The 14,917-nt window shown below is 62.2% G+C and carries 10 protein-coding genes and 1 pseudogene; all 11 read right to left on the reverse strand.

Annotation, left to right across the window (positions count from 1 at the left end; genetic code table 11):
* Positions 1 to 17 precede the first annotated feature (17 nt).
* Positions 18 to 2,590: pseudogene (gene mdoH / locus K7431_RS23185) on the reverse strand (glucans biosynthesis glucosyltransferase MdoH); the annotation flags it as partial.
* Positions 2,583 to 4,319, reverse strand: coding sequence for a glucan biosynthesis protein G (locus K7431_RS23190; RefSeq protein ID WP_043206109.1), 1,737 nt, complete (start codon positions 4,317 to 4,319; stop codon positions 2,583 to 2,585). The pseudogene mdoH and the gene K7431_RS23190, both read right to left, overlap by 8 nt.
* Positions 4,320 to 4,586: 267 nt before the next feature.
* On the reverse strand, positions 4,587 to 5,024 hold the full coding sequence (gene dtd, locus K7431_RS23195; RefSeq protein ID WP_012721783.1) for a D-aminoacyl-tRNA deacylase: 438 nt from the start codon (positions 5,022 to 5,024) through the stop codon (positions 4,587 to 4,589).
* A complete protein-coding gene (pip, locus tag K7431_RS23200; RefSeq protein WP_012721782.1) occupies positions 5,021 to 5,992 on the reverse strand; it encodes a prolyl aminopeptidase in 972 nt (323 codons plus the stop codon). Before pip ends, dtd begins: the two co-directional genes overlap by 4 nt.
* Positions 5,993 to 6,306: 314 nt before the next feature.
* Positions 6,307 to 7,107, reverse strand: a complete 801-nt coding sequence (hutG, locus tag K7431_RS23205) for an N-formylglutamate deformylase (protein ID WP_012721781.1) — start codon at positions 7,105 to 7,107, stop codon at positions 6,307 to 6,309.
* A 12-nt stretch (positions 7,108 to 7,119) separates the two neighbouring features.
* Positions 7,120 to 8,325 (reverse strand): imidazolonepropionase, encoded by a 1,206-nt coding sequence (hutI, locus tag K7431_RS23210; RefSeq protein ID WP_043204653.1) that lies wholly within the window; start codon positions 8,323 to 8,325, stop codon positions 7,120 to 7,122.
* A gap of 15 nt (positions 8,326 to 8,340) precedes the next feature.
* Positions 8,341 to 9,750 carry an amino acid permease gene (locus K7431_RS23215; RefSeq protein ID WP_012721779.1) on the reverse strand — a complete coding sequence of 470 codons (1,410 nt, stop codon included), beginning with the start codon at positions 9,748 to 9,750 and terminating at the stop codon, positions 8,341 to 8,343.
* Positions 9,751 to 9,951: 201 nt separating this feature from the next.
* Positions 9,952 to 11,490 carry a histidine ammonia-lyase gene (gene hutH, locus K7431_RS23220; protein ID WP_012721778.1) on the reverse strand — a complete coding sequence of 513 codons (1,539 nt, stop codon included), beginning with the start codon at positions 11,488 to 11,490 and terminating at the stop codon, positions 9,952 to 9,954.
* Positions 11,491 to 11,536: 46 nt separating this feature from the next.
* The gene (gene hutH / locus K7431_RS23225) at positions 11,537 to 13,045 is read right to left on the reverse strand and encodes a histidine ammonia-lyase (protein WP_043206107.1); all 1,509 of its coding nucleotides are present in this window, start codon (positions 13,043 to 13,045) and stop codon (positions 11,537 to 11,539) included.
* Between the two features lie 143 nt (positions 13,046 to 13,188).
* Positions 13,189 to 14,013: a quaternary amine ABC transporter ATP-binding protein gene (locus tag K7431_RS23230; RefSeq protein WP_005783958.1), complete on the reverse strand. Its 825-nt coding sequence runs from the start codon at positions 14,011 to 14,013 to the stop codon at positions 13,189 to 13,191.
* Positions 14,010 to 14,861: an ABC transporter permease gene (locus K7431_RS23235; protein ID WP_012721776.1), complete on the reverse strand. Its 852-nt coding sequence runs from the start codon at positions 14,859 to 14,861 to the stop codon at positions 14,010 to 14,012. The genes K7431_RS23230 and K7431_RS23235 overlap by 4 nt, the downstream gene beginning before the upstream one ends.
* Between the last annotated feature and the right edge of the window lie 56 nt (positions 14,862 to 14,917).

A 14,917-nucleotide genomic window follows, 5' to 3' on the forward strand; every position in this document is an offset into this window, starting at 1 on the left:
ACCCTCGGGGGCGTCTGAATCAGGCCGGTTGGGCCTGGGACGACAGCGGTTGCAGCGGCAGCAACGGCGCGTGCGGGTCAGCCTTGATCGATTCCCGCCAGGCGGCGAGCCACTCGGCATGGCCTTCGCTCCAGACCTGCTCGTGCAGGCGAGCCAGGGCTACCGGGTCACTGAGCAAGGCCAGGCGTTCACCGTTGTTGAGGCCGGCAGGACCGACTTTCAACGCGTGACGCACACGTTCGGCACGCAGGTACTCGATCGGCTCGGCCTGCGCGTGACGCGAGGTCGCCAGGGCACAGGCCAGGGCGTTCTGCTGCGGGTCGACCACCGAGCGCACAAAGCCGTCATTCAGCGCATGCCAACGGTTTTCGTGGGTGTACTTGTCGGTGGACAGCAGCGCTTGCGGCGGATTGTATTCCTCAGGGATCAGGAACAGGCTCTCGTCGCGGGACTTGAGGCCCAGCCCGACACGGCTGGAAATCACCGACACCGGGATCGACAGCATCAGCGACCCCACGATCGGCACCAGCCACCACAGGAAGCTTGGGTTCAACCACACCACCAGCAACGCCCAAAAGAAGCCGAGCAAGGTCTGGGTGCCATGGCGCTTGATCGCTTCACCCCATGGGGTGGAGTCATCGTCACGCTGCGGCGAGTTCCAGGTCGCGGCCCAGCCGAGGAACGCGGCGAGTACGAAACGGGTGTGGAAGATCATCCGTACCGGTGCCAGCAGCATGGAGAACAGCATCTCCAGCAGCATCGACAAGGTCACCTTGAACTTGCCGCCGAACTCTTTCGCGCCTTTGGCCCAGATCAGGATGATGCTCAGCAGCTTCGGCAGGAACAACAGCACGATGGTGGTGGAGAACAGCGCCACCGCTTTGTCCGGATGCCATTGCGGCCACAGTGGGTAAAGCTGGCGTGGCGCCATGAAGTACTGCGGCTCCATCAGGGTGTTCACTGCCAGCAGGGCCGTGGACAGCACCAGGAACAGGAACCACAACGGTGCCGACAGGTAGGACATCACACCGGTCAGGAACACCGCGCGGTGCACCGGGTGCATACCCTTGACCAGGAACAGGCGGAAGTTCATCAGGTTACCGTGGCACCAGCGACGGTCACGCTTGAGTTCGTCCAGCAGGTTCGGCGGCAGTTCTTCGTAGCTGCCCGGCAGGTCGTAGGCAATCCACACGCCCCAGCCGGCACGACGCATCAGCGCAGCTTCAACAAAGTCGTGGGACAGAATAGAACCGGCGAACGCGCCTTTGCCCGGCAATGGCGCCAGGGCGCAATGCTCGATAAACGGCTTCATGCGGATAATCGCGTTGTGACCCCAGTAGTGGGATTCACCCAACTGCCAGAAGTGCAGGCCGGCGGTAAACAGCGGGCCGTAGACGCGGGTCGCGAACTGCTGCATGCGTGCATACAGGGTGTCCATGCCCGACGCACGCGGCGCGGTCTGGATAATCCCGGCGTCCGGCGTGGCTTCCATCAGGCGCACCAGGCTGGTCAGGCATTCGCCGCTCATGACGCTGTCGGCGTCGAGCACGACCATGTATTTGTAGTCACCGCCCCAACGACGGCAGAAGTCGTCGAGGTTGCCGCTCTTGCGCTTTACGCGACGGCGACGGCGGCGATAGAAGATCTTGCCGAAACCACCCGCTTCACGGCACACGTCGAGCCAGGCTTGCTGTTCGGCGATGCAGATGTCGGCGTCATTACTGTCGCTGAGCACGAAGAAGTCGAAGCGGTCGAGGTCACCGGTGGCGGCGACCGACTCGAACGTCGCGCGCAGACCCGCGAATACACGCGGCACGTCTTCGTTGCAGATCGGCATCACCAACGCGGTGCGGGCGTCTTTCGGAATCGGCTCGTCGCCGGCACTCTTACCGGAGATCCGGTATTTATCGTGGCCGGTGAGCAGCTCCAGAAAGCCCATCAACGCGGTCCAGAAACCCGCCGAGACCCAGCAGAACAAAATCCCGAACATGATCAGGATGCTGGTTTGCAGGGCGTAAGGCAGTACCTGGGTAGCGGTTTGCAACAAGGTCTGGTTGCGGATTTCGTCGAAGTCGACCAGCGACCAGCCCTGGTACGGCATGATGCCTTTCATGTACCAGCCGGCGACGATGGTCTGGCCGAGCATCAGCACCAGCAGAATGTAACGGCGGATCGAACCCACGGTGCGCCAGCGGGCGGCCGGCAATACGCGCTCATCCTTCGGCGGGGCCGGCGGGTTGCTGCGGCCGGTGAGACGACGCCAGCCGCGCACCAGGATATTGGTACGCCACGGCTCCGGCACCACACGGGTACGACGAATCGGCGGCGTGGCCTTGAGGCACACACGGCCGCTGGCATCCAGCACCAGCATTTCGGCGTCTTGCAGCTCTTCGGCCGTGTTGAGGGTCAAACGGCGGCCTACCGACGCCTGGGCGGCGTCGGTGGGCGCGTCGAACGTCGACGACGACAAACGCTCGTGCAACTCGGTGAAGGATGTGCAGCCCGCCAGTTCGGCGCGCTGCTCAGCGGTCATCGGTAGATGCGCCAGGTACTCGGACAGAGTCTCAGGCGTTACTTGAGAATTACTCATCGGCAGGCAACTGATAGCTCCAGGTTTCGGTCAGGACTTGTTCGGTCTTGATCGGCTCCGGCGTGGCTGGGGCAGCTTCTGGCTGCTTGGCTTCCTTGTCTTTCGCGTCTTTCTTGGCCTGTTTCTCGTGTTGCTTGGCCAGGACCTTGTCAGCCTTGAGCACGTGGCTCGAGTCCTGCTCAGGGGCCGGCGGTGCAACATCCTGCACCAGCGCCGCGCGCATTTCGGTCGGCTTGCCTGCGTCCTTGATCTTCATGCGCAGGGTCAAGCGCCAGCCTTTGGTGTGCTCGTTGTAGCGCACGCTGTTTTCAACCAGCTCGGCGTTGTCGCTGACACTGACCTGGCTGCGCACCGGGGCATCCGCCGGCAGCGCCTTGAGGGACGGGCCCTCGAAGTCGACCAGGTAGGCCACGCTGCCGTCAGGCTGGCGGATCAAGTTGGATTGCTTCACGTCACCGGTGGAGCGCAGGGTCTGCTTGACCCAGGCGCTGTCGGCCGGGTGCAAGGCTTTCTCGTCCATGGTCCAGTGCAGGCGGTAGGAAACGTCCAGCGGCTGGCCCACTTCCGGCAGTTTTTCCGGGCTCCAGAAGGCAACGATGTTGTCGTTGGTTTCATCGGCGGTCGGAATCTCTACCAGGTTGACGGTGCCTTTGCCCCAGTCGCCCTCAGGCTCGATCCAGGCGCTTGGGCGCTTGTCGTAGTTGTCGTCGAGGTCTTCGTAGTGGCTGAAGTCGCGGCCGCGTTGCAGCAGGCCGAAACCTTTCGGGTTCTCTACGGTGAAGTTGCTGACCGACAGGTGTTTAGGGTTGTTCAGCGGACGCCAGATCCACTCGCCATTGCCGGCATGGATCGACAGGCCGCTGGAATCGTGCAGCTCGCGACGGTAGTTCAGCACTTTGGACGGCTGGTTCGCACCGAACAGGTACATGCTGGTCAACGGGGCTACGCCCAGTTTGGTGACCTTGTCGCGCAGGAACATCTGGGATTTCACATCGACAATGGTGTCGGTGCCCGGACGCAGGATCAGGCGATAAGCGCCGGTAGCCCGTGGCGAGTCCAAAAGGGCAAAGATCACCAGTTGTTTCTCACCCGGCTTTGGACGTTCGATCCAGAACTCGGTGAAGCGCGGGAATTCTTCGCCGGACGGCAAGGCAGTATCGATCGCCATGCCACGGGCGGACAGGCCATACGACTGACCCTTGCCGACCACGCGGAAGTAGCTCGCGCCGAGCATGGTCATGATTTCGTCTTGCTTGTCGGCCTTGTTGATCGGGTACAGCACACGGAAGCCGGCATAACCCAGTTGTTCGGTGGCTTTAGGATCAAACTTCACGTCGCCGAAATCGAAACGCGTCGGGTCGTACTTGATTTCCTGGACGCTGTCGGCGGTGACTTCATTGATTTTCACCGGTGTATCGAAGTGCATACCCTGGTGATAGAAGGACAGCTTGAACGGGGTGTTCTGATCGGCCCACTCGGCTTTTTCGTTGCGGAAACGAATCTTCTGGTAGTCCGCGAATTTCATTTCGCGGAATTCGTTCGGCAGATTGCTGCGCGGAGCTTCGTATTTCTGCCCGGCCAGCTCTTTTGCCTTGGCCGACACATCATCCAGACTGAATGCCCACAGTTGACCCGCGCCGAACAGGCAAAACAGGGCAGAGCCCGTCACCAGTGCGTTTCGTAACCGTTTGGCTGACAATTTTGGTGCATTACAGGGACTAACAATCACGAGCAACCCTCGCCGAAAACAGATCAAAAAACCAACGGCCAGCTATCTATATGCCAGGTTGGCGAGCATTGTTCCGACTCCCCTTGGGCAAAATGATTCCCCATCGGTTGTCGGACAAGTCTCTACCTAAGTCAAAAATGGACCAAACAACGCTGATCCCCGTAGCGCGCGATTATCTAGTAGCCCGCGAAACAACGCATCAGGGATAACGAAGTATTTGTAGCGAAACCCTACGTTTTTAGGCATTAAAAGTCGTTTTTAATACATTCACGTCTGTAAGAGGAAGGTGACAGGCCCGTCATTGACCAAATGCACCTGCATATCGGCGCCAAAACGCCCCGACGCCACCTTGCCATGCAATTGTTGCGCTTGTAACAGCAAATGATCGAAAAGCGCTGCTCCCAGGGCCGGCGGGGCCGCTGTGGAGAAGCTCGGCCGCAGCCCGCTCTTGGTATCCGCCGCCAGGGTGAACTGCGACACCAGCAACAAACCGCCGTCGATATCCTTGAGCGATAGGTTCATCTTGCCTTCGTCGTCACTGAATACCCGGTAGTTCAGCAGCTTGTGCAGCAGTTTATCGGCACTCTCCGGCGTATCCGAAGGCTCGACAGCCACCAGCACCAGCAACCCCTGATCGACGGCGCCGACGATTTCGCCCGCCACCTCGACCCGGGCGCCTCGCACCCGTTGCAACAGGCCCTTCATGCTTCTTCAGGCGGAAGATCAAGCAGGCGCCGTGCCATTTCAGCGGTCGCGCGGACCAGCGCATCGGTAATACCGGGCTCCGACGCCGCATGGCCTGCCTCGCGAATCACCTGCAGCTCGCTGTTGGGCCACGCCTGATGCAGCTCCCAAGCGTTATCCAACGGGCAGATCATATCGTAGCGACCGTGGATGATTACGCCAGGCAGATGCGCAATCTTGTGCATATCGCGGATCAGTTGGTTGGGCTCCAGGAAGGAGTTGTTGGTGAAGTAGTGACATTCGATACGCGCGATGGACAGCGCGCGCTGCGGCTCGGAAAACCGCTCCACGTGCTGCGGGCTCGGGCACAGCCCCAGCATGCGGCCTTCCCAGCCGGACCAGGCCTTGGCCGCGTGCATCTGGGCGATTTGGTCGTTGCCGGTGAGACGCTTGTGATAGGCCGCGATCATGTCGTGGCGCTCTTCCGCCGGGATTGGCGCGATGTAATCCTGCCAGTAATCCGGGAACAGACGGCTGGCACCGGCCTGGTAGAACCATTCGATATCCTGCGGGCGGGCCAGGAAAATGCCACGCACGATCAGGCCATGCACACGCTCTGGATGGGTTTGCGCGTAGGCCAGGGCCAGGGTCGAGCCCCAGGAACCGCCGAACAGCACCCATTTGTCGATGCCCAGGTGCTCGCGGATGCGCTCCAGGTCGGCGACCAGGTCCCAGGTGGTGTTGTTTTCCAGGCTGGCGCGAGGGGTGGAGCGCCCGCAACCACGCTGGTCGAAGGTGACGATGCGGTACAGGTTCGGGTCGAAATAGCAGCGGCTCTGTGCGTCGCAACCTGCGCCAGGGCCACCATGGATGAATACGACGGGCAAACCTTCGGGGGAGCCACTTTCATCGACGTACAGCGTGTGGGTGTCATCGACTGCCAGATCGTGCCGGGCGTAGGGTTTGATCTGCGGGTACCAAGTCTGCATTGCGCGCTCCGTAAGGGGTCGGGTTCATCCCTGGGGGGACGTCTTTTATTTTGCCGTCTGGCACTATAAACCCGAATTGTGCAATGAGCATGTCCTTGCGCGCTTAGACCTGTGTCAGCCCTTCTCTCCCCCGGCCATCGGGGTCCACAGAGTGGATACGCCCGCGGCGTGTAGAGCCTGCCGGCAAAGGAGCGACAGTGAGACCGTCATCGGGGGCAAGCCCCCTCCCACACTTGCCCGCGTTTTGTCTGGATGACCGCGGTTCAATGTGGGAGGGGGCTTGCCCCCGATAGCTATTTCAGCAACACCACCACTCACCGATAGCGCGCTTGCCCCCAAGCTAACACCCCTTCCAGCAATTGCTTGAGCACCACCCGCGTCGGCTCGGCCACGTCCGGGCGATAACGGAACGGCTCAACCTCTTCCATGTAAGTGCTCTGGCACAACTCCAGCTGCACAGCATGGATATCCTGCGCCGGGTCACCGTAATGCCGGGTGATATGGCCGCCCTTGAAACGTCCGTTGAGTACATGGGTGTACTGCGGATGGGTGGCGCAGATGGCCTCCAACTGGCTGGCCAGTCCTGGATCACAGGCAGCGCCGTTGAAGGTGCCAAGGTTGAAGTCCGGCAACTTGCCGTCGAACAGGTGCGGGATCACCGAGCGAATCGAATGCGCGTCAAACAGCAAGGCATAACCGAACTCGGCCTTGAGCCGCGCCAGTTCTTCTTGCAGCGTGCGGTGATAGGGGCCCCAGATCTTTTGCAGGTAACTGGCGCGCTCGGTCTCGCTCGGTTCCAGCCCTTCACGGAACAACGGCACACCCTCGAACAACGTGGCCGGGTACAGGCCGGTGGTTGCACCGGCATACAGTGGCTTGTCGTCGGAGGGCCGATTCAGGTCGATCACAAACCGCGAATATTCGGCCGACAGGGTGCTGGCACCCAGGGCTTCGGCGAAGTCATACAGCGTGGGGATGTGCCAGTCGGTGTCCGGCAGGCTTTGCGCCTCGGGGATCAACCCTGCCTCGACGGCGGGTGTGAGGCGCAGGCCGGCGTGGGGCATGCTGATCAGCAGCGGCACGCGGCCTTGTGTGAAGTTCAGAACCTTATCCACAAGCAATACTCCTCAAACAGTGACGTCGACGCCGTGGCGCACGACGCGTTTATCCAGCTCGCCACCCAGCCAATAGGCCAGGTCGGCAGGGCGATCGATCTGCCAGGCCACAAAGTCCGCGACCTTGCCCACTTCCAACGAACCATGAGTGTCGCCCATGCCCAGGGCAGTGGCGGCATGTTGCGTAGCACCGGCGAGGGCTTCTTCCGGGGTCATGCGGAACAGCGTGCAGGCCATGTTGAGCATCAGGCGCACCGACAGCGCTGGGGACGTGCCGGGGTTGAGATCGCTGGCGATGGCGATTTTCACACCGTGTTTGCGCAAGGCCTCCATCGGCGGCAACTGGGTTTCGCGCAGGAAGTAGAACGCGCCGGGCAGCAAGACCGCGACGGTGCCGGAGGCGGCCATGGCGATGGCGTCTTCTTCGGTCATGAATTCCAGGTGGTCCGCCGACAACGCGTGGTAACGCGCCGCGAGGCTGGAGCCGTGCAGCGACGAAAGCTGTTCGGCGTGCAGCTTCACCGGCAGGCCCAGTTGCTGGGCGACTTTGAACACGCGCTCCACCTGCTCGGTGGAGAACGCCAAGTATTCGCAGAACGCATCCACCGCGTCCACCAAGCCTTCGGCCGCCAAAGCCGGCAGCATTTCGGTGCAGATGTGGTCGATGTAATCGTCGGCGCGGTCCTTGTACTCCGGCGGCAACGCGTGGGCCGCCAGGCACGTGGCGCGCACGCTGACCGGCAACGCTTCGCCGAGGCGACGAGCGACGCGCAGCAATTTGCGTTCGTTGACCAGGTCCAGCCCATAGCCGGACTTGATCTCCACCGTGGTGACGCCGTCGCGCAGCAGACTGCGCAAGCGCTTTTCAGCGCTGGCAAACAGCTCATCTTCCGTCGCAGCGCGGGTGGCACGCACGGTGCTGGCAATACCGCCGCCCTTGGCGGCGATCTCGGCGTAGCTGACACCTTCGAGGCGCTGCTCGAATTCGCCGCTGCGGTTGCCACCGAACACCGTGTGGGTGTGACAGTCGATCAGCCCGGGGGTGACCCACGCGCCGTGCAGGTCATGCACCTGGGCGTAATCCGCCGTCGGTACCTGGCTGCGGGGGCCGACCCACTCGATGAGCGAACCGGCGGTCACCAGGGCGGCGTCCTCGATGATCGAGTATTTGCCCTGGGCCATGGTTGCGACGTGGCAGTGTTGCCAAAGCGTTTTCATCAACGCCTCCCTAGATTAACGATGAGACAAAGCCGGGTCGTAGTGCACCTTGGCCGCTTGCCCGGCTGCAGGCTTGACCCACAACAGGTAGGCAACCACCAGCAGCACGATCCACACGGCACCGACCAGCAAAGCGGCCTGGGTGTCCGGGAAGTAACCCAGCACGCCAAACACGAACAGCATGAAGACGATGGCGGCCGCTGGCGCATAAGGCCAGAACGGCACGGGGAATTTCAGCTCGGCGACTTGTTCCTGGGTCATCGAGCGGCGCATCGCGACCTGGGTGAACAGGATCATCAGCCAGACCCACACAGTGGCGAAGGTCGCAATCGAGGCGATCAGCAGGAACACGTTTTCCGGGATCAGGTAGTTGAGCACCACACCGCCCAGCAGCGCCGCGCCCATCACCACCACGGTCATCCACGGCACGCCGTGCTTGGACAACTGCGCAAAGCCCTTGGGCGCCTGCCCTTGTTGGGCCAGGCCGTACATCATGCGGCCGGCGCCGAAGATGTCGCTGTTGATGGCCGAGACGGCTGCCGAGATCACCACGATGTTGAGGATGGTCGCCGCCGAGCCGATGCCCAGGTTGCTGAAGATCTGCACGAACGGGCTGCCCTGGCTGCCGATCTGCGGCCATGGGTAGATCGCCATCAACACAAACAAGGTCAATACGTAGAACAACAGGATACGCAGCGGCACCGCGTTGATCGCCTTGGGGATCACGCGTTGCGGGTCCTTGGCTTCGCCGGCGGTGATACCGATGATTTCAATGCCGCCAAAAGCGAACATTACCACCGCGAATGAGGCGATCAGGCCGCCGATGCCATTGGGCATGAAGCCACCGTGGGCCCACAGGTTGCTGAGACCGCTGGCCTGGGTGTCACCGGCCGAATGGATGCCGAACAGCATGATGCCGAAACCGCCGAGGATCATCGCGACGATGGCGCCGACCTTGAGCAGCGACAGCCAGAACTCCATTTCGCCAAACACTTTGACGTTGCACAGGTTCAGGCCGCCGATCAGAAACACAATGCCGAGGACCCAGACCCAGCGCGCGACGTCGGGAAACCAGAAGCCCATATAGATGCCGAAGGCGGTGACGTCGGCCAGGCAGACGATGATCATTTCAAAGGCGTAGGTCCAACCGAGGATAAACCCCGCCATTGGGCCCAGGTAGGTGCTGGCGTACTGGCCGAAGGAGCCGGCGACCGGGTTGTGCACGGCCATTTCGCCGAGGGCGCGCATCACCATGAACACGGCGGCGCCGCCGATCAGGTAGGCCAGCAGCACAGCGGGGCCCGCCATCTGGATCGCAGAGGCAGAGCCATAGAACAGCCCGGTGCCGATCGCGGAACCGAGTGCCATGAAGCGAATATGTCGGGCGCTGAGCCCGCGTTTCAAACCCTTTTCTTGCTGTTGCATTTCTCGTCCTTAATTATTCTTATCCTGAGAAAAATCCAAACCTGGCGCCTGACAACTGTAGTGAGCGGGCTTGCCCCGCGCTGGGCTGCGAAGCAGCCCTGAAATGGCCACCGCATGTCTTCAGACAGAACGCGACGGCAGGTTTTGGGGCCGCTGCGCAGCCCAGCGCGGGGCAAGCCCGCTCACTACAGGGTGTTGCGGTTACAGGCTCGGCAGGAGATTGGCCGGCACCAGCTCATTCAGGCAGCGAGTGGCGAGCAATTCGCTGGCGGCGTTGATGTCCGGGGCGAAGAAGCGGTCCTTGTCGTAGAACGCCACTTTGTCGCGCAAAATCCCACGTGCTTTTTCCAGCTTCGGTGAGGTTTTCAGACCTTCGCGCAGGTCCAGGCCCTGGCACGCGGCCAGCCACTCCACGGCGAGAATGCCACGGGTGTTCTCGGCCATTTCCCACAGGCGTTTGCCGGCAGCCGGGGCCATCGACACATGGTCTTCCTGGTTGGCGGAAGTCGGCAGGCTGTCGACGCTATGGGGATGAGCCAGTGCCTTGTTCTCGCTGGCGAGTGCGGCGGCGGTCACTTGGGCGATCATGAAACCGGAGTTCACCCCGCCATTGCCGACCAGGAACGGCGGCAGTTGCGACATATGCTTGTCCATCATCAGCGAGATACGACGCTCGCTCAGGGAACCGATTTCGGCGATGGCCAGCGCCATGTTGTCGGCAGCCATGGCCACCGGTTCGGCGTGGAAGTTGCCGCCGGAAATCACGTCGCCTTCAGCGGCGAACACCAGCGGGTTATCCGACACGGCGTTGGCTTCGACCACCAGCACTTCAGCAGCCTGGCGGAACTGGGTCAGGCACGCGCCCATGACTTGTGGCTGGCAGCGCAGGGAGTACGGGTCCTGGACCTTGTCGCAGTTCTGGTGCGACTGGGACACCTGGCTGCTTTCACCCAGCAGGTCGCGATAGGCCGCAGCGGAATCGATCTGGCCGCGTTGGCCGCGAGCCGCGTGGATGCGCGCATCGAACGGCGAACGCGAACCCAGCACCGCCTCCACGGTGAGGCCGCCGCAGGCCAGGGCGCCGGCGAACAAGTCTTCGCCTTCGAACAGCCCACGCAGGGCATAGGCGGTGGACACCTGGGTGCCGTTGAGCAGCGCCAGGCCTTCCTTGGCGGCGAGGGTCAGCGGCGTCAGGCCCGCGACTTTCAACGCTTCGGTCGCTTCCAGCCATTCGCCTTTGTAACGCGCCTTGCCTTCGCCGAGCAGCACCAAGGACATGTGCGCCAGCGGCGCCAGGTCGCCGGACGCGCCGACCGAACCTTTCAACGGGATGTGCGGGTACACCTCGGCGTTGATCAGCGCGATCAGCGCGTCGATCACCTGGCGGCGGATCCCGGAGAACCCACGGCTCAGGCTGTTGACCTTGAGCACCATGACCAGTCGCACCAGCGCATCGCTGATCGGCTCACCGACGCCCGCGGCGTGGGACAGCACCAGCGAACGCTGGAGGTTTTCCAGGTCTTCGCTGGCGATGCGGGTCGAGGCCAGCAGGCCAAAACCGGTGTTGATGCCGTAGGCGGTGCGGTTCTCGGCGAGAATCTGCTCCACGCAGGCCACACTGGCTTCGATCTGCGCCGTGGCGCTGTCATCCAGGCGGAGGGTTACCGGCTGCTGGTAGATGGCGCGCAGTTGGGCAAGGCTCAGCTGGCCTGGAATCAGGTTTAGCGCAGTCACATTCATACTCCTTGTGAATTGTTCTTTTTGAATACTTCTGTTGAATAAGTCTTCAGTGCAAATTGGGTAATGCGGTGTCTTTGAGCACCTGGGCAGCCGCCGCAATGTCCGGCGCCAGCCAGCGGTCCTGTTCATAAGCCGGCACCACTTCACGCAACAGGCGCCAGGCGCGGTCGGTGCCCACGCCGAAGTGCTGGTCTTTCAAAAATTCGAACGCCTGGGCCGCCAGCAAATACTCGATGGCGAGGATCTGAGTAACGTTGGCCAATACCTGATGCAGCTTGAGCGCGGCATTGGTGCCCATGCTCAGGTGGTCTTCCTGCAGGCCCGAGGTGACGAAGTTGTCGAGCACCGCCGGTTGCGCCAGTTGGCGGTTTTGCCCACACAGTGAAGCGGCGACGTACTGCACGATCATCATCCCGGAGTTGACCCCGGGGTTGCTCACCAGGAACGCCGGCAGGCCGCTGACGTGCGGGTTGATCAGGCGATCCAGGCGGCGTTCGGCCACTGAGCCGATTTCAGCCATGGCAATCGCCAGTATGTCCGCCGCCAACGCCACGGATTGCCCATGCGGGTTGGCCTGGGACACCACGCGATAGTTGTCCGGTGTGCCGAGCACCAACGGGTTATCGGTGGCGCTGTTGAGTTCGGTCTCGATTTGACGGGTGGCGTGCTCCACCTGGTCGCGCGCCGCACCGTGGATCTGCGGGATCGAGCGGATGCTCAGGGCGTCCTGGGTGCGAATGCCTTTGCTGCTGGCGATCACTTCGCTGCCATCGAGCAAGGCGCGCAGGTTCATCCCCACGTGCTGCATGCCAGGGTGCGGCTTGAGCGCGATGATTTCTTCATCGAACGCATCGATCTGCCCGCGCTGGGCTTCGAAACTCATGGCGCCGATCACGTCGGCCCATTGCAGCAAGTGATGCGCATCAGCCAGGGCCAGGCAGCTCAGGCCGGTCATGCACGGCGTGCCGTTGACCAGGCACAGGCCGTCCTTGGCGCCGAGCACCACCGGCTGCAAGCCTTCCGCACTTAATGCCTCTTGAGCGGGAACGATCTGACCGCGGTAACTCACATTGCCCACACCCAGCAAGGCCACACCGACGTGGGCCATATGGGTCAGGTAACCCACTGAGCCCTGGGACGGCACTTGCGGTGTGATGCCGTGGTTGAGCAGCGCCAGCAGCGAGTGCACCACTTGCGGATGCAGGCCGGATTTGCCGTGGCTGTAGTTGATGATGGCCGCGCAGATGATCGCGCGGGTCTGCTCGTCGCTCAATGCCGGGCCGACGCCGCAGGCATGGCTGAGCAAGGTGTTGCGCGACAGCTGGCTGAGTTGCTCGCCCTTGAGCGACACATTGCACAGCGCGCCCAGGCCGGTGTTCACGCCATAGGCGCGCTCACCGCGGGTGACGATGCGCTGCACGATGGCCTGGGCGTTGTCGATGCGCGCCCAGGCCTGGCCCGAGAGTTCGAGCACCGCGCCGTGGCGGGCGACGGCGACTACGTCCTGCCAGCGCATTGGGGTGTCGGGGAGGGTGATTGTTGTTGCCTGGGGCATCTTCATACTCTCTTCAATTCTTGTGCAGCCTTACCGGCCCTATCGGGGGCAAGCCCCCTCCCACCTTTGATCGGGTTAACACAGGGCCAATGTGGGAGGGGCTTGCCTGCGATAGGGCCAGCCGCCGCACCCGATCTTTTGGGTCAGACCACCGCCGCCCGCCGCTGAACAAACCGATCCACATACTCATCCGCCGGCGAATGCAGGATCTCCCGAGGCGTGCCGACCTGGATCAGCTTGCCGTCCTTGAGGATCGCAATGCGGTTGCCGATGCGCACGGCCTCGTCGAGGTCGTGGGTGATAAATACGATGGTTTTGTGCAGGGTCTTTTGCAGCTCCAGCAGCTGGTCCTGCATCTCGGCGCGGATCAGCGGGTCGAGGGCGCTGAAGGCTTCGTCCATCAGGATGATGTCGGTGTCGGCCGCCAGTGCGCGAGCCAGGCCCACACGCTGGCGCATGCCGCCGGAAAGCTGGTGCGGGTATTTGTTTTCGTAGCCCTTGAGGCCCACGGTTTCGATCCAGTGCAGGGCGCGTTCGGCGCACACCTGCTTGGTTTCACCACGCACCTTGAGGCCGTAGGCGACGTTGTCGAGCACGCTCTTGTGGGGCAGCAGGCCGAAGCTCTGGAACACCATGCTGATCTTGTGCCGACGGAATTGGCGCAGGGCTTCCATGTCCAGTTGCAGGATGTCTTCGCCGTCCACCAGGATCGCGCCGCTGGTCGGGTCGATCAAGCGATTGAAGTGGCGCACCAAGGTGGATTTGCCCGAGCCCGACAGGCCCATGATCACGAAGATCTCACCGGTGCCGATGCTCAGGGACAGGTCGTTCACGCCGACCACACAACCGGTCTCGGCCAGGACCTGGTCCTTGGTCTTGCCCTGCCCGACCATGGCCAGCGCATCCTTGGAGCGCGCGCCGAAGATCTTGAAGACGTTTTTAACTTCGATTTTACTGACAGTAGTCATTTGCTCGCCTCGTGTCGTGGACGACCATAGGCCTGGGTAATGCGGTCGATGACCACGGCGAGAATCACGATCGCCAGTCCGGCTTCGAGGCCTCGGCCAACGTTGAGGGTCTGGATGCCGACGAGTACGTCTTCACCCAAGCCACGGGCGCCGATCATCGAGGCGATCACCACCATCGACAGCGCCATCATGGTGGTCTGGTTGATACCGGCCATGATGCTCGGCAACGCCAGCGGCAGCTGCACGCCGAACAGTTGCTGCCAGCGGTTGGCACCAAAGGCGTTGATCGCTTCCATGACTTCGCCGTCAACTTGGCGAATGCCCAAGTCGGTGAGGCGGATCAGCGGCGGCGCGGCGTAGATCACCGTGGCAAAAATCGCCGGGACCTTGCCCAGGCCGAACAGCATCAGCACCGGGATCAGGTACACGAAGCTGGGCATGGTCTGCATGATGTCGAGCAACGGCATCAGCACCGAACGCAGGCGATTGCTGCGCGCCGACAGAATGCCCAACGGAATGCCGATCAGCACCGAGATCACCGTGGCGACCATCATCAGCGCCAGGGTTTGCATCAGCTTGTCCCACAGGCCAACCGCGCCCACCAGGAACAGCAAACCGACGATCACCGCCGTGGTCACCACCTTGCGGGTGGCGTGCCAGGCAACCGCGCCGACGATGGCCAGCATCAGCCACCAGGGGGCTGCGCGCAGCAACCCTTCCAGGTTGACGATGGCCCATAGCAGGGTGTCGGAGATGTGCCGGAACACATCACCGTAGTTGGTGACCAGTGAGTCCACCCAACCGTTGACCCAGTCGGCGATGGAAAACGTAAAACTCTCAGGAAACATAGCGTGCTCTCGATCCAGTGGGTTGTGGCCAGGCGCCCGGCTGCCCCTCAGGGTAG

It is taken from the genome of Pseudomonas fluorescens group sp. (assembly GCF_020093335.1).
Taxonomy (GTDB): Bacteria; Pseudomonadota; Gammaproteobacteria; order Pseudomonadales; family Pseudomonadaceae; genus Aquipseudomonas; species Aquipseudomonas petroselini.

Bases quoted from the DNA above. Each gene is read 5' to 3' on its own strand.
- dtd (WP_012721783.1), bottom strand. From the start codon at position 5,024: ATGAAGGGCCTGTTGCAACGGGTGCGAGGCGCCCGGGTCGAGGTGGCG.
- pip (WP_012721782.1), bottom strand. From the start codon at position 5,992: ATGCAGACTTGGTACCCGCAGATCAAACCCTACGCCCGGCACGATCTG.
- hutI (WP_043204653.1), bottom strand. From the start codon at position 8,325: ATGAAAACGCTTTGGCAACACTGCCACGTCGCAACCATGGCCCAGGGC.
- K7431_RS23215 (WP_012721779.1), bottom strand. From the start codon at position 9,750: ATGCAACAGCAAGAAAAGGGTTTGAAACGCGGGCTCAGCGCCCGACAT.
- hutH (WP_012721778.1), bottom strand. From the start codon at position 11,490: ATGAATGTGACTGCGCTAAACCTGATTCCAGGCCAGCTGAGCCTTGCC.
- hutH (WP_043206107.1), bottom strand. From the start codon at position 13,045: ATGCCCCAGGCAACAACAATCACCCTCCCCGACACCCCAATGCGCTGG.
- K7431_RS23230 (WP_005783958.1), bottom strand. From the start codon at position 14,013: ATGACTACTGTCAGTAAAATCGAAGTTAAAAACGTCTTCAAGATCTTC.
- K7431_RS23235 (WP_012721776.1), bottom strand. From the start codon at position 14,861: ATGTTTCCTGAGAGTTTTACGTTTTCCATCGCCGACTGGGTCAACGGT.